The sequence below is a fragment of the Litoribacterium kuwaitense genome (assembly GCF_011058155.1).
In the GTDB taxonomy this organism is placed as follows: domain Bacteria; phylum Bacillota; class Bacilli; order Bacillales; family DSM-28697; genus Litoribacterium; species Litoribacterium kuwaitense.
The window spans coordinates 24,659-44,072 of sequence record NZ_JAALFC010000027.1 but is presented as its reverse complement, the minus strand read 5'-3'; the positions used below and the strand labels follow the sequence as shown (position 1 = coordinate 44,072).

The 19,414-nt window shown below is 43.9% G+C and carries 32 protein-coding genes and 3 pseudogenes; all 35 read right to left on the bottom strand.

All coding sequences use genetic code 11. The features are described 5' to 3' along the window. Positions 1-303: 303 nt before the first annotated feature. Positions 304-501 (bottom strand): hypothetical protein, encoded by a 198-nt coding sequence (locus G4V62_RS20865; RefSeq protein WP_165202990.1) that lies wholly within the window; start codon positions 499-501, stop codon positions 304-306. A gap of 159 nt (positions 502-660) precedes the next feature. Further along, on the bottom strand, positions 661-1,656 hold the full coding sequence (locus tag G4V62_RS13295) for a D-2-hydroxyacid dehydrogenase (RefSeq protein WP_165202988.1): 996 nt from the start codon (positions 1,654-1,656) through the stop codon (positions 661-663). Positions 1,657-1,659: 3 nt separating this feature from the next. Next, positions 1,660-2,718, bottom strand: a complete 1,059-nt coding sequence (locus G4V62_RS13290; protein WP_165202986.1) for a PTS sugar transporter subunit IIC — start codon at positions 2,716-2,718, stop codon at positions 1,660-1,662. A 262-nt stretch (positions 2,719-2,980) separates the two neighbouring features. Beyond that, complete coding sequence (rpsI, locus tag G4V62_RS13285) at positions 2,981-3,373, bottom strand: 30S ribosomal protein S9 (protein WP_165202984.1); 393 nt, start codon at positions 3,371-3,373, stop codon at positions 2,981-2,983. Between the two features lie 16 nt (positions 3,374-3,389). Continuing rightward, positions 3,390-3,827: a 50S ribosomal protein L13 gene (gene rplM / locus G4V62_RS13280; RefSeq protein WP_165202982.1), complete on the bottom strand. Its 438-nt coding sequence runs from the start codon at positions 3,825-3,827 to the stop codon at positions 3,390-3,392. Positions 3,828-3,998: 171 nt separating this feature from the next. Next, positions 3,999-4,763 (bottom strand): tRNA pseudouridine(38-40) synthase TruA, encoded by a 765-nt coding sequence (gene truA, locus G4V62_RS13275; RefSeq protein WP_165202980.1) that lies wholly within the window; start codon positions 4,761-4,763, stop codon positions 3,999-4,001. A gap of 12 nt (positions 4,764-4,775) precedes the next feature. Next, on the bottom strand, positions 4,776-5,555 hold the full coding sequence (locus G4V62_RS13270) for an energy-coupling factor transporter transmembrane component T family protein (RefSeq protein WP_165202978.1): 780 nt from the start codon (positions 5,553-5,555) through the stop codon (positions 4,776-4,778). 4 nt (positions 5,556-5,559) lie between these two features. Beyond that, the gene (locus G4V62_RS13265; protein WP_165202976.1) at positions 5,560-6,411 is read right to left on the bottom strand and encodes an ATP-binding cassette domain-containing protein; all 852 of its coding nucleotides are present in this window, start codon (positions 6,409-6,411) and stop codon (positions 5,560-5,562) included. Further along, entirely contained in the window at positions 6,387-7,226 is an 840-nt protein-coding gene (locus tag G4V62_RS13260; RefSeq protein ID WP_165202974.1) for an ATP-binding cassette domain-containing protein, read from the bottom strand. The genes G4V62_RS13265 and G4V62_RS13260 overlap by 25 nt, the downstream gene beginning before the upstream one ends. Positions 7,227-7,340: 114 nt before the next feature. Then, positions 7,341-7,706 (bottom strand): 50S ribosomal protein L17, encoded by a 366-nt coding sequence (gene rplQ / locus G4V62_RS13255; protein ID WP_165202972.1) that lies wholly within the window; start codon positions 7,704-7,706, stop codon positions 7,341-7,343. A gap of 33 nt (positions 7,707-7,739) precedes the next feature. Next, positions 7,740-8,684 (bottom strand): DNA-directed RNA polymerase subunit alpha, encoded by a 945-nt coding sequence (locus G4V62_RS13250; protein ID WP_165202970.1) that lies wholly within the window; start codon positions 8,682-8,684, stop codon positions 7,740-7,742. A gap of 166 nt (positions 8,685-8,850) precedes the next feature. Next, entirely contained in the window at positions 8,851-9,240 is a 390-nt protein-coding gene (gene rpsK / locus G4V62_RS13245; RefSeq protein ID WP_165202968.1) for a 30S ribosomal protein S11, read from the bottom strand. A 16-nt stretch (positions 9,241-9,256) separates the two neighbouring features. Then, positions 9,257-9,621: pseudogene (gene rpsM, locus G4V62_RS13240) on the bottom strand (30S ribosomal protein S13). A gap of 21 nt (positions 9,622-9,642) precedes the next feature. After that, positions 9,643-9,756, bottom strand: coding sequence for a 50S ribosomal protein L36 (rpmJ, locus tag G4V62_RS13235; RefSeq protein WP_165202966.1), 114 nt, complete (start codon positions 9,754-9,756; stop codon positions 9,643-9,645). 27 nt (positions 9,757-9,783) lie between these two features. Then, a complete protein-coding gene (infA, locus tag G4V62_RS13230; RefSeq protein ID WP_165202964.1) occupies positions 9,784-10,002 on the bottom strand; it encodes a translation initiation factor IF-1 in 219 nt (72 codons plus the stop codon). Continuing rightward, a complete protein-coding gene (locus G4V62_RS13225; RefSeq protein WP_165202998.1) occupies positions 9,980-10,327 on the bottom strand; it encodes a KOW domain-containing RNA-binding protein in 348 nt (115 codons plus the stop codon). The genes infA and G4V62_RS13225 overlap by 23 nt, the downstream gene beginning before the upstream one ends. Positions 10,328-10,332: 5 nt before the next feature. Beyond that, positions 10,333-11,079, bottom strand: a complete 747-nt coding sequence (gene map / locus G4V62_RS13220; protein ID WP_165202962.1) for a type I methionyl aminopeptidase — start codon at positions 11,077-11,079, stop codon at positions 10,333-10,335. Next, a pseudogene (locus G4V62_RS13215) lies at positions 11,076-11,728 on the bottom strand (adenylate kinase). The gene map and the pseudogene G4V62_RS13215 overlap by 4 nt, the downstream one beginning before the upstream one ends. Positions 11,729-11,771: 43 nt before the next feature. Beyond that, complete coding sequence (gene secY / locus G4V62_RS13210; protein WP_165202960.1) at positions 11,772-13,058, bottom strand: preprotein translocase subunit SecY; 1,287 nt, start codon at positions 13,056-13,058, stop codon at positions 11,772-11,774. Beyond that, positions 13,058-13,498 carry a 50S ribosomal protein L15 gene (gene rplO / locus G4V62_RS13205; protein WP_165202994.1) on the bottom strand — a complete coding sequence of 147 codons (441 nt, stop codon included), beginning with the start codon at positions 13,496-13,498 and terminating at the stop codon, positions 13,058-13,060. The genes secY and rplO overlap by 1 nt, the downstream gene beginning before the upstream one ends. 32 nt (positions 13,499-13,530) lie before the next feature. Next, complete coding sequence (gene rpmD / locus G4V62_RS13200; RefSeq protein WP_165202958.1) at positions 13,531-13,713, bottom strand: 50S ribosomal protein L30; 183 nt, start codon at positions 13,711-13,713, stop codon at positions 13,531-13,533. Positions 13,714-13,726: 13 nt separating this feature from the next. Continuing rightward, positions 13,727-14,230 carry a 30S ribosomal protein S5 gene (gene rpsE / locus G4V62_RS13195; protein ID WP_165202956.1) on the bottom strand — a complete coding sequence of 168 codons (504 nt, stop codon included), beginning with the start codon at positions 14,228-14,230 and terminating at the stop codon, positions 13,727-13,729. A 21-nt stretch (positions 14,231-14,251) separates the two neighbouring features. After that, positions 14,252-14,614, bottom strand: a complete 363-nt coding sequence (gene rplR / locus G4V62_RS13190) for a 50S ribosomal protein L18 (RefSeq protein ID WP_165202954.1) — start codon at positions 14,612-14,614, stop codon at positions 14,252-14,254. A gap of 30 nt (positions 14,615-14,644) precedes the next feature. Beyond that, on the bottom strand, positions 14,645-15,184 hold the full coding sequence (rplF, locus tag G4V62_RS13185; protein WP_165202952.1) for a 50S ribosomal protein L6: 540 nt from the start codon (positions 15,182-15,184) through the stop codon (positions 14,645-14,647). Positions 15,185-15,213: 29 nt separating this feature from the next. Beyond that, entirely contained in the window at positions 15,214-15,612 is a 399-nt protein-coding gene (gene rpsH, locus G4V62_RS13180) for a 30S ribosomal protein S8 (RefSeq protein ID WP_165202950.1), read from the bottom strand. Between the two features lie 34 nt (positions 15,613-15,646). Next, positions 15,647-15,832: a type Z 30S ribosomal protein S14 gene (locus G4V62_RS13175; RefSeq protein WP_165202948.1), complete on the bottom strand. Its 186-nt coding sequence runs from the start codon at positions 15,830-15,832 to the stop codon at positions 15,647-15,649. A gap of 20 nt (positions 15,833-15,852) precedes the next feature. After that, positions 15,853-16,392, bottom strand: coding sequence for a 50S ribosomal protein L5 (rplE, locus tag G4V62_RS13170; RefSeq protein WP_165202946.1), 540 nt, complete (start codon positions 16,390-16,392; stop codon positions 15,853-15,855). Between the two features lie 22 nt (positions 16,393-16,414). After that, positions 16,415-16,726 (bottom strand): 50S ribosomal protein L24, encoded by a 312-nt coding sequence (rplX, locus tag G4V62_RS13165; protein ID WP_165202992.1) that lies wholly within the window; start codon positions 16,724-16,726, stop codon positions 16,415-16,417. A gap of 33 nt (positions 16,727-16,759) precedes the next feature. After that, positions 16,760-17,128 carry a 50S ribosomal protein L14 gene (gene rplN / locus G4V62_RS13160; protein WP_165202944.1) on the bottom strand — a complete coding sequence of 123 codons (369 nt, stop codon included), beginning with the start codon at positions 17,126-17,128 and terminating at the stop codon, positions 16,760-16,762. 38 nt (positions 17,129-17,166) lie between these two features. After that, positions 17,167-17,430: a 30S ribosomal protein S17 gene (rpsQ, locus tag G4V62_RS13155; RefSeq protein WP_165202942.1), complete on the bottom strand. Its 264-nt coding sequence runs from the start codon at positions 17,428-17,430 to the stop codon at positions 17,167-17,169. A 23-nt stretch (positions 17,431-17,453) separates the two neighbouring features. Next, on the bottom strand, positions 17,454-17,657 hold the full coding sequence (rpmC, locus tag G4V62_RS13150; protein WP_165202940.1) for a 50S ribosomal protein L29: 204 nt from the start codon (positions 17,655-17,657) through the stop codon (positions 17,454-17,456). Further along, the gene (gene rplP, locus G4V62_RS13145; RefSeq protein WP_165202938.1) at positions 17,647-18,081 is read right to left on the bottom strand and encodes a 50S ribosomal protein L16; all 435 of its coding nucleotides are present in this window, start codon (positions 18,079-18,081) and stop codon (positions 17,647-17,649) included. The genes rpmC and rplP overlap by 11 nt, the downstream gene beginning before the upstream one ends. Positions 18,082-18,084: 3 nt before the next feature. Then, entirely contained in the window at positions 18,085-18,741 is a 657-nt protein-coding gene (gene rpsC, locus G4V62_RS13140; protein WP_165202936.1) for a 30S ribosomal protein S3, read from the bottom strand. 3 nt (positions 18,742-18,744) lie between these two features. Beyond that, positions 18,745-19,086 carry a 50S ribosomal protein L22 gene (rplV, locus tag G4V62_RS13135; protein ID WP_165202934.1) on the bottom strand — a complete coding sequence of 114 codons (342 nt, stop codon included), beginning with the start codon at positions 19,084-19,086 and terminating at the stop codon, positions 18,745-18,747. Positions 19,087-19,105: 19 nt separating this feature from the next. Continuing rightward, positions 19,106-19,383: pseudogene (gene rpsS, locus G4V62_RS13130) on the bottom strand (30S ribosomal protein S19). Positions 19,384-19,414: the final 31 nt, after the last annotated feature.

Genomic DNA, 19,414 nt, shown 5'->3' with positions numbered 1-19,414 from the left:
TTCCAACACTTCCAATCTATCTCTGTCGAGTTAGATTATCAGTGAAAACTGGGGAATTTTAAACCGTTATTATTGAGGATTTTAACACCGATATTCACAAAGGTAAAAGAAGTCAAATCATATCGACTTTAACCCCTAACTAAAGGTTTCGGCACCCATTCCTTCGTAGCGCAGAGGAAAAAGTTGAATACGTTCGTTTATGCATTTTAATAAAGGAATTACAGCCTTTTCAATCATTTAAATTTCCAGGAGAAAAGAGATTGAAAAATATATTGGCCTTGTGTTTCAACAGCTAAATGTGCCTTAAAGCCATGCCAAAAAACATTCTTCTTGGGTTCTGTTTTTGGTTTGTCCTCTTTTTGAGGTGTGATCTTTCGTTTCAAAATGTGTCGCATCAATAGCCACTGCATTATCAAAAATGAAACCTACCGTGATTGCTTGAGAATGAATCGTGTCTTGAACTTTTTCAAGAACGTTTGACTCACTAATAATCGTCACCATTCTTGAAAAAGCTTTTGTCCAGGCAAAAACACCTCCGAATAGTATTTGTTTGTTTATACCATGTCGAAGGTGCCTTTTATTGTCACTTAGTCTACAGTCTTTTTATGGACTACACTAGTTCTTTTATCAAAGATACTTTAGAAGGCTCGATGTTTATATTCAATTAATTCTCGTCTCACAAGTTCCTGTTTCTATCACTGATAATGCAGCGTCCAACCCACCTTCTACTAAGTTTTTAACTGCTACATCTGTATAAAAAGCAATATGTGGCGTTAAGATGACATCTGGGCGAGTCACTAACTCAGTTAATATAGAATCAGAGATTTCTTTGTCGCGGAAATCCTTTGGATAATAGGTGCTTTCATTTTCATACGTATCTAAAGCAGCCCCTGCGATCTTCTCTCTCTCTAGTGCTTTGAGCAGGGCCCTAGTGTCTACAATAGATCCCCTCGCCGTATTGATAAAGACCGCATCATCTTTAAACTGATTAAATAATTCTTCGTTAAATAAGTGGTAATTGTCTTTTGTCGCAGGCATATGAATAGAAACTATGTCTGCATTTGAAACTGTTTCTTCAATAGAATTCTTATATTCAAGGTATTGCTCGGCATGTTCGTTAGGATATAAATCATATCCTACAACTTTAGCTCCAAAACCTTTGAAAATTTTTGCTGTTATTTGTCCGATACGTCCAGTACCAATAATAGCAACTTCCAGGGTCTTTACTTCTTTAGCCATTATCGATTTTTGCCATCTGAAATCCTTTTCTTCAACTTTTTGATTGATTAAATGCGTTTTTCGAATAAGCTGTAAAGCTGCTGTGACTGCATACTCAGCGACTGAATTTGGTGAATAGCTTGGCACATTGGAGATAATGATATTATATTCCGCTGCTTTCTCAAGGTTGTACATATCATACCCTGCACTGCGTTGAGCTATTTGCTTCATTCCCAATTTGCTTAAACGTTCATAAATGCTGTCATCAAGCCTTCCTGTTTGTTGTGTGGTAACACCATCAAATCCTTTTAGTTGTTCTACTGTTTCAACCTTCAATATTTCTTTGGAAAAGGTAATATCAACATTATTTACCTTTGCCCATGTTAATGCGGCCTCTTTTTCATCTTCCCGAGCACCAAACATCATAATTTTATTCATATTTTATTCCCCGCTTTCTTCTGAAATAAATTTAAATACGGATGGATCATAAAGCTTCAAGACCCTTGTACATAGATGATGAATAACATACGCGGCAATAAATGGTACTATAAAATACACTAAAATTAACATGCCTATATTCACCAAAATGCTTCCATCCATAAACTTAACGGCATTAATTGGGCCAACTAAGCCAGAAAAGCCAAACCCTGCAGATTCTTTTGTTCCTTCAATCCCAACGAAGCTTGCGACAAATCCGGTAACTGCAGCTGTTAATCCGATTGGGACTGCAATAATAGGATTTTTAAGCAGATTCGGCATCATCATTTTCATTGCACCTAGAAAAATGGCTATTGGTACGCCACTATTATTTACTTTAAAAGTTCCAATAACGAGCATGCACGCTGCTGCAGCAATACCAATGTTCGCAGCACCAGCCGCCAAACCTGAAATTCCTATCGCCATTGCTATAGCGACTGTGGAGATTGGAGAAACGATTATAATACTGAAGGCAATCGCGATCAGGATATACATCAATAATGGCTGTAAAGTTGTAAAACTGTTAATCACTTGACCGATGCCATCTGTAATTAATTGGACATAAGGCAATAGAATAATTCCTATAAAACCTGCAATTCCTCCAGCGATAATTGGTAAGAGGATAATAGTAAGGCTTTTGAGTTTATCTTGTATAAGCATAATAATTAATACAGCTATGGAAGCGGTGATCATGGTGTTGATTAAATCACCGATCCCGGTTAAGATCCATATATTCCCTTGGAAGGAAGCTGCACCACTTCCAACAAAGGATGCAGTGCCAACAATAACTGTTTGGATTGAGTTCATTTTAAATTGCATTGCTATTAAAACCCCGACGATCACTGGTACTGTAAATTGAATACCGACGACTACACTGTTCAAAGTTGCGAATATATCATGATATTGTGAAAGGAATTTAAATAACTCACCTAATATCGCGTTGGGGATTAAGCCAACAACAATTCCCAATGCAACCCCTGCCAGTATTTTGTTAACAAAACTTTTAACGTTGATATTCTCCATTGATGACTCACTCCTTCATTAACTTTTACAATCAAATCATACTACTTTGTGAAATTATTCACAATAAAAACGTGAATATTTTCACATAATGTTCAACAAAACTTATTATTAGAAAAATCAAACAATACAGTAAAAAAGGAGAGAATTCTGTAGATATCAAGTCAAATTTTACACTTCATTTTGCAGCTGGTGGTTCCGTTCATTTTTGCATTAAAAAAGCCCCGAACCATAGTGGGGTTCGGAGGCTTGAAACGTTGATTTATTAACGTTTTGAGAACTGAGGTGCACGACGCGCGCCTTTAAGACCGTATTTCTTACGCTCTTTCGCACGAGCATCACGTGTAAGAAGACCTTGGTCTTTCAATGACGGACGGTTGGCTGGATCGACTTTAAGCAATGCACGGGCAATGCCAAGACGTACAGCGCCTGCCTGACCAGTGCTTCCTCCACCATTTACACTGACAATGACGTCATAGTTGCCTTCCACTTCAGCGACTTTTAATGGACGCTGAACGACTTCTCTGACGGAAGGAACAGGAAAGAAGTCTTCAAATTCACGGTTGTTGATGACGACGCGACCATTTCCTGGTACGAGACGTACGCGTGCAACAGATGTTTTACGACGGCCTGTGCCGTAATATTGAAGTGTAGCCATTTAAGTAGTCCCTCCTTTAACCTTTTAGTTCGTAAACTTCTGGTGATTGTGCTGCATGAGGATGCTCACTGCCACCGTATACGTTTAGTTTTTTAGCCATTTGACGACCCAATGGACCTTTTGGAAGCATGCCTTTCACAGCAAGCTTGATCATACGGTCAGGGTGTTTTTCACGCATTTCATATGCTGATGTTTCTTTCAATCCGCCTGGGTGCTGCGAATGACGATAGTACATTTTGTCTTGAAGCTTGTTTCCTGTTAATTGGATCTTGCTTGCGTTGATGACGATGATGTAATCTCCTGTATCTACGTTCGGTGTGAACGTAGGCTTATGTTTACCGCGCAGAATTGACGCTACTTCAGTCGCAAGACGACCAAGCGTTTGTCCTTCTGCATCGACAACATACCATTTACGATTCTGTTCTAACGGCTTCGCCATATACGTCTGACGCATGTCGATGTCCCTCCAATGTGCTTTCATAAAGTTTATTCAATCACGAGAAAGTTTCCGGGGCTTTTTCGTGGATTTTAAATGAACACTAGTCTTAATAATAACGAACGCAGTCAGTCGTGTCAAGAAAAAATAAACACGAGGCGTCGTTGTCTAATTTTTCACAGCTTTAGCCTAATTCTCTTTTGCGGCTGTATCTTCTGGATAATCAACGCGGAGTAGGTACAACCCTTGTGCTGGTGCGGTTTTGACTGTATTTCCTTTGTCCCCTGACTCCAAGCAGTGTTGAATGTCCTCTGGCGCGATGGCACCATGCCCTGCCTTAATGACGGTTCCGACGATCATGCGTACCATATGGTGTAGAAACCCGTTGCCCTCAATGTAAAAGCAAAACTCTGCACCGCTTTTTTCGAGCGTTGCTTTCGTAACCGTCCGTACGTGAGACGTCACTGTTGAGCGCGTCGAGCAAAAGGCGCGAAAGTCATGCGTCCCATAAAATAGGGCTAATGCTTCTTGCATCAGTTCTTCGTTTAGAGGTCGGAATTCGTGGTGTACATACAACCGCCGAAATACATCTTTAATAGGGCCATTGGTGACTCGGTATTCATATGCTTTGCCGATCGCATCGTACCTAGCATGGAACGTTTCCTCAACCGGCGCAATCGCATAGAGAATGACATCATCGGGCAGCCATCCGTTTAATGCCTGCAACCACCGCTCTTCGGGGATTTGAACTGGTGAATCGAAATGGATGACTTGCCCAAATGCATGTACACCGGCATCTGTCCGTCCGGAACCAAAGATCGGGACGTCCGCTGTTTTGTGCATTTTGCCAAGCGCTTTTTCGACAACACCTTGCACAGTTCGCCCTTTGCTCTGCCGTTGAAAACCTGAAAATTTAGATCCGTCGTATTGGATGATACCGCGCCATCGGGGCATTTCCTTCACTCCTTATTGAATCCAATAGATTCCTCCTGCTGCGAGTAGAAAGATACTTAGCTTTAGTGAGTCGGAAAATGTCCATCGTACATCTCGATAAGCGCTGCGTGGGCGGCTCCCATCGTATCCGCGAGCATCGATCGCTTCCGCTAAGGCATGCGCTCGGCGTATCGTTCCGACAGCCAACGGAATCATATACGCCTGTAGATGCCGGAAGGTTTGTCTCGGGTGTCTCCATGTCAATTCAGCGCCTCGAGCTTTTTGGGCATGAAAAATGCGCCGTGCCTCTTCTGCCAGCAATGTTGTGTACCGGACGGTTATCGTCATTGCGAGTGCGCCATCTGCTGGGGAAAAACCAAGCCAAGCGAGCGGTTTTAACATCCATGCAAATGCGGCGACGAGTTCTGAGGGGGACGTTGTCAAGGGCAAAAGAAAACCTGCTGCACAAATAATCAGTAAGCGTAGCAAGATACGTCCCGCTTGAAGGACGCTTTCTTCATTGATTTTAACCCATCCCCACTGAACCCAAAGGTCTGTCCCTGTCGCCGATACGACATGAAGTAAAAAGGCAAAGCCCGCAAGCCAGAGCACAGGTTTAAGGCTCGGCCACACTGTTCGCCAAGGTAGGCGAGTCATTATATAGGTGAGCAGGACAAGAACACCTAAGAAGATATAGCTCGACGGGCTGTGAAGGACAAAGCTCAGAATCGTAACTACAATAATCATCACAATCTTTGCGCGTGGATCTGTCTTATGGATGACTGAGTCTTGCGCAACATACATTGATTTCATCGCGTCACCTACAGCTTCCATACACTTGATACAATGCCTCAAAAAGGTCTTGTGCAGTGACATGCTTCGTCGGCTGACGAATGGGTTGAGATGTCAGCGCTTCGATGTCTTGGGCCAGTTTAAGAGGCACTGGCGGTGCTGTATATGTTTGTTCGAGCAAGATCGTTCCTGGATCGCCTGAATTGACGATCGTCCCCTGCTCTAACTGTAAGACGATATCAGCAGTATGATACACCTCTTCAATCTCGTGACTCACATGCACAACGGTACATTGAGTTTCTTGGTGATACTTTTTTAAAACGTCCATCACATGACGACTGGCGAGCGGGTCCAAACCTGCAGTTGGTTCATCTAAAAGGAGGATGGTCGGCTGCATAACTAGAATGCTCGCGATCGCGACCTTGCGCTGCTCACCTCCGCTTAATGTAAAGGGAGAGCGTCGTAGCATCTGTTCTTGAATGCCGAGTGCTTGTGCGACATTCTGCACTTCGGTTTGCGCATCGTTGAGTGAGACACCTTGATTCAATAGGCCGTACATCATTTCCTTTTCAACCGTCTCCTCAAAAAATTGCTTTTCAGCAAACTGAAGGACGTATCCAGACGAACGAAATGCCTTGCGCCAAGCCTTTTCTTTTGTACCTTTATGAAGGTGCGCCTGCCCGATGACCATGTCACCTTCATTCATTTTCAGCAAGCCTGCCAGTAGTTGCAATAATGTACTCTTCCCCGCACCAGCTTTTCCGATCACGCTATACCATACGCCTTTACGAAAGGTGTAGGTGACACGCAAAAGGGCAGGAGGGACGGCTGATTCGTCTGTATAAGCAACCGCTATCTCTTTGAGAGTAATGTCCATAAGAATGTCAACAGCTCCTCTTGATCGAGCGTTGGACGCTCTAGCCAGCCTTGATTGACGAGTGCCTTACTTAAGTCATAAACGATCGGAACAGGCCAGTCAGCTTCATTTTGCTCAAAAAGCCAAAATAACACATCCACTGGATGTCCATCCCGGACAATGGTACCATTCTCCAGCCAGATTAAGCGATCAGCATACAGCATTTGCTCAAAGTGATGCGTAATCGCCAGCACCGTCATACCATTCTCATTTTCTTGTCTAATGAGCTGCAGCAAAGCTTCGCGTCCGTCTGGATCAACCATACTAAAGGCTTCATCAAGGACAAGAAGAGAAGGTTTTCTTACGAGGAGTCCAGCCAATGCCAATCGTTGCTTTTGACCACCTGATAACGTATGAGGGTCGCGCGACCGCAAGTCGGTTAGCTCGGTTTTTTTTAAAATCTCACCAACACGTGCTCTCATTTCTTTCGATGGCACGGCATCATTTTCGAGCCCAAAAGCAATGTCTTCCTCGACGGATGACGTTACAAACTGATCATCTGGATGTTGAAATAGCAAACCGACGTGCTGACGAATCACTCGGAGATCCTGTAGATCAGTCGTTGTATAACGTCTGTCTAACAATTGAATATTCCCGCCTTGTTGCGGCGTGAGTAAGCCGTTTGTCAAACGGGCAATGGTCGATTTTCCCGAACCATTCGGCCCTCCGATAGCTGTCCAGGATCCTTTTTTTATCGAAAATGAGATGTTTTTTAATACTGGTGATTGATTCGCCTCATAAGCATATGTGACATTAGATAAGGTGAGAGCATCCATAACGCTCCTCCATTTGCTACTCGCTACTTTCAGAGAAGCAAAAAAGGGCATAGATGCCAACCTCCCTGGTCTAAGAGGTTTTCTCCGCCCTTTTGCCTCATATTGAGTATCGAATTAGTCTTCGAGAAATTCGAGAATAACCATAGGTGCTGAATCACCGCGACGTGGACCCACTTTCAAGATGCGTGTGTAGCCGCCTTGGCGATCTTCAAAACGCGGAGCTAGTTCAGAGAAAAGCTTTTGAACAGCATTTTGCCCTTCTTCATTAGCTACTTCTCTACGAACAAATGCAGCAGCACGACGGCGGGCTTGCAAATCTCCACGCTTGCCAAGTGTGATCATCTTTTCAGCCAAAGAACGAACTTCTTTCGCTTTCGCATGAGTGGTTTCGATACGCTCATTGATGATGAGATCTGTAGTTAGATCACGAAGTAACCCTTTACGGTGAGCACTCGTACGACCTAGTTTTGCGTATGCCATAAGTTAACCTCCTTTTTCTCTGCTTTAGTGAAACTACTCATCTTTTCGCAAGCCTAGGCCAAGTTCATGGAGCTTATTGCGAACTTCTTCCAAAGATTTGCGTCCTAGATTTCGTACTTTCATCATGTCTTCTTCCGTTTTATGAGCGAGCTCTTGAACTGTATTGATACCAGCGCGTTTCAAACAGTTATAGGATCGAACAGATAAATCAAGCTCTTCAATGGTCATTTCCAGAACTTTTTCCTTCTGATCCTCTTCTTTTTCAACCATAATCTCAGCATTTTGAGCTTCATCGGTCAAGCCTATGAAAATATTTAAATGCTCGTTCATGATCTTTGCCCCGAGAGAGACAGCTTCTTCCGGTCGAATGCTACCATCGGTCGTCACGTCAAGGGTTAGTTTATCATAGTTGGTCATTTGACCGACACGTGTATTTTCTACCTGATAGGTAATACGTGCCACAGGTGTAAAGATGGAGTCAATCGGAACGACACCAATTGGCTGATCTTCATGTTTATTTGAATCTGCAGACCGATACCCGCGTCCACGCATTGCTGTTAAACGCATGCGTAAATGGGCATCTCCGGACAGTGTAGCAATATGCAAATCAGGGTTCAAAATTTCCACGTCGCTGTCGTGAGTTATGTCAGCGGCCGTCACAACACCTTCTCCTTGCACATCTAGCTCTATAACCTTCTCTTCATCAGAGTAGATTTTCATTGCGAGACGCTTCAAGTTGAGGATGATAGCCGTCACATCCTCACGCACCCCAGGAATCGTTGAAAACTCATGCATGACTCCATCAAATTGAACAGAAGTAATAGCTGCCCCTGGGAGAGAGGATAACAAAATACGACGCAGTGAATTTCCGAGCGTGGTTCCATATCCGCGTTCTAGAGGTTCCACGACAAACTTACCGAACTTGCCATCCTCGTTGAGCTCAATTGTCTCAATACGTGGCTTTTCGATTTCAATCATTCATTAAACCCTCCTTCAAAACGTCGAAATCTCGGCCAGACTGAGGCGCCTAACCGAACATTTCTTTTGACCGTTACTCACGACACTAAAGCAAGTCGAATAAGCCGTAAAATCATTGATCATAACCCATTATAGACAAGGATATGAATTTTATACGGGGCTTTGCTTACACACGACGACGTTTTGGCGGACGGCAACCATTATGAGGAACAGGAGTGACATCGTTGATAGCTGTCACTTCAAGACCTGCAGCTTGTAATGCACGAATCGCTGCTTCTCTTCCAGCGCCTGGACCTTTTACGTTAACCTCAAGAGTTTTCATGCCATTTTCCATAGACACTTTTGCAGCTGTTTCAGCAGCCATTTGTGAAGCAAATGGTGTTGATTTCCGAGAGCCTTTAAAGCCGAGAGCTCCAGCAGATGACCAGGATATAACATTACCGTGTGTGTCTGAAATGGTCACGATGGTGTTGTTGAAGGTTGAGCGGATATGAGCCACACCGCTCTCAATATTCTTTTTGACACGTTTTTTCCGTGAAACAGTTTTACGAGCCATGAGTTAGCCTCCTTCCTTATTTTTTCTTATTCGCTACTGTTCGGCGAGGGCCTTTTCGAGTACGCGAATTGTTTTTAGAATTTTGTCCGCGAACAGGTAGACCACGACGGTGGCGCATGCCACGATAAGAACCGATCTCAATCAAACGTTTAATGTTCAAGGACACTTCACGACGAAGATCCCCTTCTACCTTTAAGTTGTTAACGACATCACGAATGCGTCCAAGCTCTTCTTCAGTTAAGTCACGAACGCGCGTATCCTCTGAAACGTTTGCTTCGGCGAGGATTTTTGGGCAGTCGTTTTACCAACTCCATAAATACGAGTCAAGGAAATCACGATACGTTTATCGCGTGGAACATCAATACCAGCAATACGTGCCAAACGACGACACCTCCTTAGGTTTTAACCTTGTTTTTGTTTGTGCTTTGGATTTGAGCAAATAACCATCACTCGACCTTTACGACGAATGACTTTACAACTTTCACAGATCGGTTTGACCGATGCTCTGACTTTCATTGGTATATCCTCCTTTATGTCGGAGTGTTATTTATAACGATACGTGATTCGACCTCTAGTTAAATCGTATGGTGATAGCTCAACAGTCACTTTATCTCCTGGAAGGATACGGATAAAGTGCATACGAATTTTCCCAGAGACGTGTGCCAATACCGTATGGCCGTTTTCTAATTCAACTTTAAACATTGCATTCGGGAGGGTTTCCGTAATGGTTCCCTCGACTTCAATAACATCCTCTTTTGCCATTTCCGATTGCGCTCCCTTCTTCAACTCGTTTTTGAATCGCCTGATCCAGAGTTGCGATTGCATGACGCAATTTCCCATTGGTGACACGCCCAGTTTCCTTTAAGCTGCGTTGGACTTCAGGCGACACGGCCGATAATATTTCTACGTGATTTATATTTTTCTTTTTCGGGGCGTCACTGGGGCGTTTATGTCCATCTGCCAGTAGAATAAACCGCTCGTTCTCAAACGCTACGATCAATGCAATGCTGCCAGCATCACGTCCTTGACGTATGCGCACATACTGACCTAGCTGCGGTAGATCATTTCCGGTTTCCAGACGCCTCATCACCTTTACAGTGTCGTTAAAATTTCATACCCCGTATCTGTGATGGCAATCGTATGCTCAAAGTGAGCACACATTTTTCCATCAACAGTAACCACCGTCCAATTATCTTGCAATGTCTTCACATAACGTTCGCCTGCATTCACCATGGGCTCTACGGCAAGAACCATACCAGGTTTTAACCGCGGCCCTTTGTTAGGCGGGCCATAATGCGGAATTTGAGGGTCTTCATGCAAGTTTTGCCCAACACCGTGCCCTACATACTCCCGTACGATCGAAAACTGCTCGTTCTCGACATACGTTTGAATGGCATGGGAAATATTCGACAATCGATCCCCGGGTTTTGCCTGCTCAAGTCCCTTGTACAATGATTCTTCCGTAACCTTTAGTAAACGTTGAGTCTCTTCATCAATATCACCAACAGCATACGTCCAAGCCGAATCGCCATGGTACCCATTATAGTAAGCACCGATATCGATACTGATGATATCTCCATTATTCAACTGACGTGGTCCTGGAATGCCATGCACAAGTTCCTCATTGACAGAAGCACAAATGCTCCCTGAGAATCCCTGATAATTTTTAAATGAAGGAGTCGCATCGTGTTGGCGGATAAAATTATCAGCAATGTCATCCAGCTCTTTCGTTGTTACACCAGGTTGTATGTGCTTCTTCAACTTTTGATGTGTTAACGCTACAATACGTCCTGCTTCTTTCATAATTGCGATTTCGCGCGGAGTTTTACAGATGATCATTCATCTATGCCTCCAAGGTATTCTTCAACCTGGTCGAACACACGGTCAATGTCTTGGTTGCCATCTATTGTGACAAGATACCCTTTTTGATCGTAAAAATCAAGCAAGGGTGCCATTTCCTTAATATTTACGTTCAAACGATTGCGGACTTGTTCAGGCTTATCATCGTCTCTTTGTGTGAGGGTTGCACCATCCAAGTCGCATACTCCTTCTTCTTTCGGAGGATTAAATACGACGTGATACGTTGCCCCGCACTGCGGACAAATGCGACGTCCTGTCAAGCGCTCCATTAGGCTTCCTTCATCAACATTAACGTGCAAGACATAATTGAGTGTTTTTCCCAGAGTTTCCAAAATCGTCTCAAGGGCTTCTGCTTGTGCTAGCGTCCGAGGAAAACCATCCAGCAGAAAGCCTTTTTGACAATCTTGTTTGGCGAGGCGCTCTTTGACAATCCCAACGGTCACCTCATCAGGAACGAGATCCCCTTTATCGATATAGGATTTTGCTTCTTTGCCAAGTGTGGTTTCTTCTTTAATGGCTAAGCGAAACATATCACCCGTAGAAATATGAGGGATTCCATATTTTTTCTTGATCTTTTCGGCCTGTGTGCCTTTTCCGGCGCCGGCAGGCCCATGAGTATCAATTCCATGGTATCAACCCTAAATGTGACTTTTTTTTACAGAACCTACCTGTTATTTAATAAAACCTTTATAGTGACGTTTAACGAGCTGACTCTCAAGTTGCTTCATCGTTTCAAGTGCTACACCGACGACGATTAACAAGCTTGTGCCTCCGATTTGAACGGATTGCGGCAAGTTGGCAATATTGATAAAGAAAATCGGTAAGACAGAAACGACACACAAGAATAGCGCCCCAACAAGAGTCAACCGATATAAGATCTTGGTCACATATTGCTGTGTACTCTTTCCTGGTCGAATGCCAGGGATATACCCACCTTGCTTCTTCAAGTTATCCGCCATTTGTTCAGGATTGACTTGAACGAAGGTATAAAAGTACGTAAAGGCAATGATTAATGCTACATAAATGGTCATACCGACCGGCTGCGTGTAATCAAAAATTTGAATGATTTGATCAGCTACACCATTTCCTTGAAAGAAAGAAGCAATGGTGCTCGGTGTAATGATAAATGACACCGCAAAGATGACTGGAATTACACCTGCAGCATTTACTTTCAATGGCAAGTGCGTTGATTGACCACCAACAGGCTTATTGTTGCTTACCCGTTTAGCATATTGGATCGGTATTTTACGAAGTGCCTGCTGAACGAAGATGACACCAACAACAATGGCGACAACAACAAGCAGTAAAATAAGAACGACCATAATGCGAAGGAACAATTGGTCACCAGCGCCTTCGATTTGCTGAATATAAATTTGATTAATTTGGTTCGGGATCAATGCGACAATCCCGGCAAAAATGATGATCGAAATCCCATTCCCAACGCCTTTAGCTGTAATTTGCTCACCAAGCCACATAAGAAATGCTGTACCTGCAGTAAGCACGAGGGCAATGAGTAAATACGTCAAAATGGAAGGATTAGGAATCAGACCTCTAAACATCGTATTAAAGCCGTAGGACATGCCCAAAGCCTGAATAAATCCGAGTACAATCGTTCCATAACGTGTGAACTGAGTAAGCTTACGACGGCCAACGTCTCCTTGCTTCGACCATTCAGTAAACTTCGGCACGACATCCATTTGCAATAACTGCATAATAATGGATGCTGTAATGTATGGCATAATGCCCATTGCAAAAATCGAGAAGTTTTGCAGGGCGCCACCACCAAAGACATTCAAAATACCAAATACAGTATCGCTCCCGAAGTTGATCACGTCTCGATCGACTCCGGGGACTGGAATAAATGTACCGAGACGAAATACGAGCAACATCAATAAGGTGAATATGATCTTGGTTCGTATATCTTTCACACGCAGGAAGTTCGATAATGTACGGAACATCAGATCACCTCAGTTTGACCGCCTGCCGCTTTAATTGCTTCTTCCGCGGAAGCAGAAAATTTATGCGCCTTTACAGTAAGCTTTTTTTCGATCTGACCTTCACCAAGAATCTTGATGCCGTCTTTTGTGTTTTTTACAACACCTTGTGCAACAAGCGTTTCTGGTGTCACTTCTGCTCCGTCTTCGAGTTGATTCAATGTCTTAAGATTTACAACAGCATATTCCTTACGGTTAATGTTCGTAAAACCGCGTTTTGGAAGACGTCTATAAAGAGGGTTTTGTCCCCCTTCGAATCCAAGACGCACACCGCCACCGGAACGCGCGTTTTGTCCTTTATGACCACGGCTGGCTGTTTTTCCATTTCCGCTAGACATACCGCGACCTTTACGTTTCCGTGCTTTGCGGGAACCTTCTGCGGGCTTAAGCTCATGAAGTTTCATCATGTGCACCTCCTATTCAATAGAGATTGAAATTATTTTTCAGTCACTTTGACTAAGTGAGCAACACGGTTAATCATTCCTCGTACCGCAGGAGTGTCTTCGTGTACCACTGTTTGATGAATTTTCTTTAGCCCAAGTGTTTCGACTGTGAGTTTCTGTACTTTGGACCGCCCAATCACACTGCGAGTGAGGGTGATTTCTAATTGCTTTGCCATAAGTCAGCCCCCCTTATCCTAACAGCTCTTCGACGGTTTTTCCGCGTAGCTTTGCAACTTCGTCTACACGTTTCAATTCAGACAATCCGCTAATTGTAGCACGGATCATGTTAATTGGTGTGTTTGACCCGAGGGATTTGGATAGGATGTCTCCTACTCCTGCCAATTCCAACACGGCACGGACCGGACCGCCGGCAATAACTCCAGTACCTTCAGCAGCTGGCTTTAACAGAACGCGTCCTGCTCCAAATTCGCCAGTAACGATATGAGGAACTGTTGTCCCTGTGATTGGTACTTGAATCATATTTTTCTTTGCATCTTCAATTGCTTTACGGATCGCCTCAGGAACTTCCAGCGCTTTACCTGTACCGAATCCAACATGCCCGTTTCGGTCACCTACAACAACGAGCGCTGCGAAGCGAAAGCGACGACCACCTTTAACAACTTTAGCGACACGATTGACTGTAACGACACGTTCAGTCAATTCGCCAAGTTTGTTCGCATCTACGTGACTCAAGTGATTCCCTCCTTTATTTTTTTAAAATGAAAGTCCAGATTCACGTGCAGCATCAGCCAATGCTTTTACACGACCATGGTATAAGTATCCGCCACGATCAAAAATGACGTCTTCTACACCTTTTTGTTTCGCACGCGTGGCAATTAGTTCGCCAACCTTTTTAGCAGAATCTACGTTTTTGCCTACATCACTGCCAAGCTCTTTATCTAATGTAGATGCGCTTGCCAATGTAACCGCATTGACGTCATCAATAACTTGTGCGTAGATATGCTGATTTGAACGATACACATTCAAGCGTGGGCGTTCCGCTGTACCGGTCAGCTTCGTGCGCACACGGGCATGACGCTTTTTGCGTGATTTATTTTTATCCACCTTCGTGATCATAAAGGTCACCCCTTTCCTACTCTAAGTGCGTTATTTCGCAGTTTTACCTTCTTTACGTCTTACATACTCATCTTCATAACGAATCCCTTTGCCTTTGTATGGCTCTGGTGGACGAACTTGACGAATGTTTGAAGCGAGAGCTCCAACACGCTCTTTGTCAATGCCTCTGACAGTTAGCTTCGTATTCTCTGGAACTTCAACTTCGACGCCATCTTCCGGCACGATCTCTACAGGATGAGAGTAGCCAACGTTCAACACTAATTTCTTGCCACTCATTTGGGCACGATACCCGACACCAATTAGCTGAAGCTTACGCTCAAATCCTTTTGTCACACCTTCAACCATGTTGCCGATATGGGCACGAGTTGTGCCGTGTAAGGATTTATGCTTATTAATGTCAGAAGGACGCTCAACAGTTAGGACGTTATCTTGAATGACGATCTTCATGTCTTCGCTGAACTTACGTGAAAGTTCGCCTTTAGGGCCTTTGACGGTCACCTGATTGTCCGAAGAGATGTCGATGGTCACACCCTCAGGGATTTCAAGAATCTTATTACCAATACGTGACATAATCACACCTCCAGTCGTTCAAATGTGTTTTACCAAATGTATGCGAGAACTTCTCCGCCAGCATTTTGTTGGCGTGCCTCTTTGTCTGTATATACACCGCTAGATGTAGATACGATTGCAATTCCAAGGCCGTTTAACACTTTTGGTACTTCGTTAGATTTTGCGTATACACGAAGTCCTGGTTTGCTGATTCGCTTTAATCCAGTGATGACGCGCTCATTGTTCGGTCCATATTTAAGGAAAATACGGATTGTACCTTGTTTATTGTCCTCAATGTATTCAACGTCACGAATAAACCCTTCACGCTTTAAAATCTCAGCGATTTCTTTTTTCAGATTCGATGCAGGCAGCTCAAGTTTATCGTGGCGAACAAGGTTGGCGTTGCGGATGCGAGTTAGCATATCCGCGATTGGATCTGACAAGACCATAATCTGTTACCTCCTTCCCTCTCTATAAGGGGTTTTACCAGCTGGCTTTTTTAACACCCGGAATTTGTCCTTTATAGGCAAGTTCCCGGAAACAAATACGGCAAAGTTTAAATTTGCGTAATACGGAGTGAGGGCGACCGCAGCGTTCACAGCGTGTGTATTCACGTACAGCAAACTTTTGTGGCCTTTTCTGTTTTGCGACCATAGATTTTTTAGCCAATGGAGTCCCTCCTTTGTTAGTTATTTTTTAAATGGCATTCCCATTTGTGTTAAGAGTTCACGAGCCTCTTCATCAGAATTGGCTGTTGTTACAATCACAATGTCCATACCGCGCACTTTTGTGACTTTATCATAATCGATTTCTGGGAAGATCAACTGTTCTTTGACACCAAGAGTGTAGTTCCCACGTCCGTCAAAAGCATTCTTTGACACACCACGGAAGTCGCGAACACGTGGCAACGACACGTTGATGAGCTTATTTAGAAAATCATACATACGCTCTCCACGAAGCGTTACTTTGGCTCCGATTGGCATCCCTTCACGGAGACGGAACGCAGCGATAGATTTTTTAGCACGAGTGACGATTGGCTTTTGACCAGCAATTGCGGTAAGCTCTTCTACTGCTGTGTCAAGAACTTTTGCGTTCTGCACAGCTTCTCCAACACCCATGTTAATAATGATTTTTTCAACTTTAGGTGCTTCCATAACTGAAGTGTAATTAAACTTCTCCACCATGCTTGGCACGATGTCTTTTTTATATAATGCCTTTAGCTGATTCACGATAGGACCTCCTTTCTAGATATTATTTATCTAGTGCTTCGCCACTTTTTTTGGCGACGCGTACTTTCTTGCCGTTTTTGACTTCATAACCAACTCGAGTTGGTTCATTGTTTTTAGGGTCAAGAACCATCACATTCGATACGTGGATCGATGCTTCCATATCCAAAATACCGCCTTGTGGGTTTTCTTGCGAAGGCTTCGCATGCTTTTTAACAACATTAACGCCTTCTACGATGACCCGGCTCTTCTTAGGAAGAGCTTCAAGCACTGTTCCTTGCTTACCTTTATCTTTTCCAGTGATGACCTGAACCTTATCACCTTGTTTGATATGCATCTTCATACGCACCTCCTTGGCACTGGGTTTTTCTTATAGAACTTCTGGAGCAAGGGATACGATTTTCATGAAGTTGTTGTCACGAAGTTCACGTGCAACAGGTCCGAAAATACGAGTCCCACGCGGGCTTTTATCATCACGGATAATAACCGCCGCGTTCTCATCGAAACGGATGTAAGAGCCGTCTTTGCGTCGAACGCCGCTTTTCGTACGAACAATTACTGCGCGGACAATATCACCTTTTTTAACAACGCCTCCGGGTGTTGCTTGTTTGACCGTACAAACAATGACATCACCAATATTAGCTACCTTTCTACCTGAACCACCAAGCACCTTGATAGCTAATACTTCACGAGCACCAGAATTGTCAGCGACTTTCAAACGGGATTCCTGCTGGATCATATTACTTAACCTCCCTTCAGTCCTTCAACAATAAATACTTAGATAATCACTGATTCTTCAACAACTTCAACGAGACGGAAATGCTTTGTCGCAGACAATGGGCGAGTTTCCATAATGCGCACGATGTCTCCATCTTTCGCCTGATTGTTTTCATCATGGGCTTTAAATTTCTTAGAGTACTTTACACGCTTTCCGTACAGCTTGTCGGTTTTATAAGTCTCAACGACGACTGTAATGGTTTTATCCATCTTAGCGGAAACAACACGACCTGTGTAAACTTTACGCTGATTGCGTTCACTCATGGAGCTTCGTCCCTCCTTTTCTTTTATCGGTTGGCAATGCCGATTTCACGTTCACGGACAACGGTTTTTAGTCGAGCAATGCTTTTTTTGACTTCACGAACTCTGGCGGTATTCTCCAATTGGCCCGTTGCCAGCTGAAAACGAAGGTTGAAAAGCTCTTCTTTCAAAGATTGAACTTTTTGCTCGATCTCTGAAGTGGTCAATTCTCTGATTTCATTAGCTTTCATTGGATTCACCACCAATTTCTTCGCGTTTTACGAATTTCGATTTAACAGGAAGCTTGTGAGCTGCTAGGCGCAATGCTTCACGAGCCACTTCTTCAGGTACACCAGCAATTTCAAACATAATTTTTCCTGGTTTTACAACGGCTACCCATCCTTCAGGCGCACCTTTACCAGAACCCATTCGTACTTCTAGAGGTTTTGCTGTGTAAGGCTTTGATGGAAAAATCTTAATCCAAACCTTACCACCACGTTTCATATAACGTGTCATGGCAATACGAGCTGCTTCGATCTGACGGTTTGTGATCCACGAAGCATCGACCGCCTGCAAGCCGTATTCTCCAAATGCTACTTCTGTTCCGCCTTTCGCACGACCACGCATTTTCCCGCGGTGCACACGACGATACTTTACACGTTTAGGCATCAACATGGCTTATTCTCCTCCTTTCTCTGCTTTCTTCTTCGTAGGAAGAACTTCTCCACGGTAGATCCATACTTTTACACCAATTTTTCCGTAAGTGGTGTCTGCTTCTGCTGTTCCATAGTCAATATCCGCGCGTAGCGTGTGAAGAGGAACTGTTCCTTCACTGTAGGATTCTGAGCGAGCAATGTCTGCTCCACCAAGACGTCCAGATGTTTCTGTTTTAATCCCTTGTGCGCCTGAACGCATTGTACGTTGGATTGTTTGCTTTTGAGCTCTACGGAAAGAAATACGTGCTTCAAGCTGACGTGCAATGTTTTCTGCTACAAGTTGTGCATTCAAGTCTGGCTTTTTAATTTCCATGATGTTGATATGCACGCGTTTGCCTGTCAATGCATTCAGCTTTTTACGAAGTGCTTCAACCTCTGAACCACCACGTCCGATGACCATACCTGGCTTTGCCGTATGAATCGTAATGTTGATACGGTTAGCTGCACGTTCAATCTCAACTTGAGCGACAGATGAGTCTTTTAGACGCTTTTGAATGTATTCGCGAATTTTTATATCTTCATGCAGAAAGTCCGCGTAATCTTTTCCTGCAAACCATTTAGATTCCCAATCACGGATAACGCCGATTCGCAAACCGACTGGGTTAACTTTTTGACCCACGATTTATCCCTCCTTCTTTTCTGATACGATCAAGGTAATATGGCTTGTGCGTTTGTTAATTGCACTTGCACGGCCCTGGGCACGCGGGCGGAACCGTTTCAACGTTGGTCCTTCATCGACAAATACTTTAGAAACGTATAGGTTTTCAGCGTCCATGTCGTAGTTGTGCTCGGCATTTGCAATTGCAGAGTTTAGGAGCTTTTCAACGACTGGAGAAGACGCTTTATTCGTCAAGCGAAGAATGGCAAGTGCTTCACCTGTTTCTTTACCGCGAATCAAGTCGACCACAAGGCGAACTTTACGCGGTGCAATGCGAATGGTTTTCGCAATAGCTTTAGCTTCCATTCAGGGGGCCTCCTCTCTATTAACGGCGAGTTTTTTTATCGTCACTGTCGTGACCGCGGTATGTGCGTGTTGGTGCGAATTCACCTAATTTATGACCAACCATATCTTCTGTAACATAGACAGGTACGTGTTTGCGTCCGTCATATACAGCAATGGTGTGCCCGATAAATTGAGGGAAATGGTAGAGCGACGTGACCACGTCTTGATGACGCGTTTGTTTTCACTGTCTCCAGCGGCCTCGATCTTTTTCATCAAGTGCTCATCGGCAAAAGGTCCTTTTTTCAAGCTGCGTCCCATATATGCGCAACCTCCCTTCCTATTTTCAGGA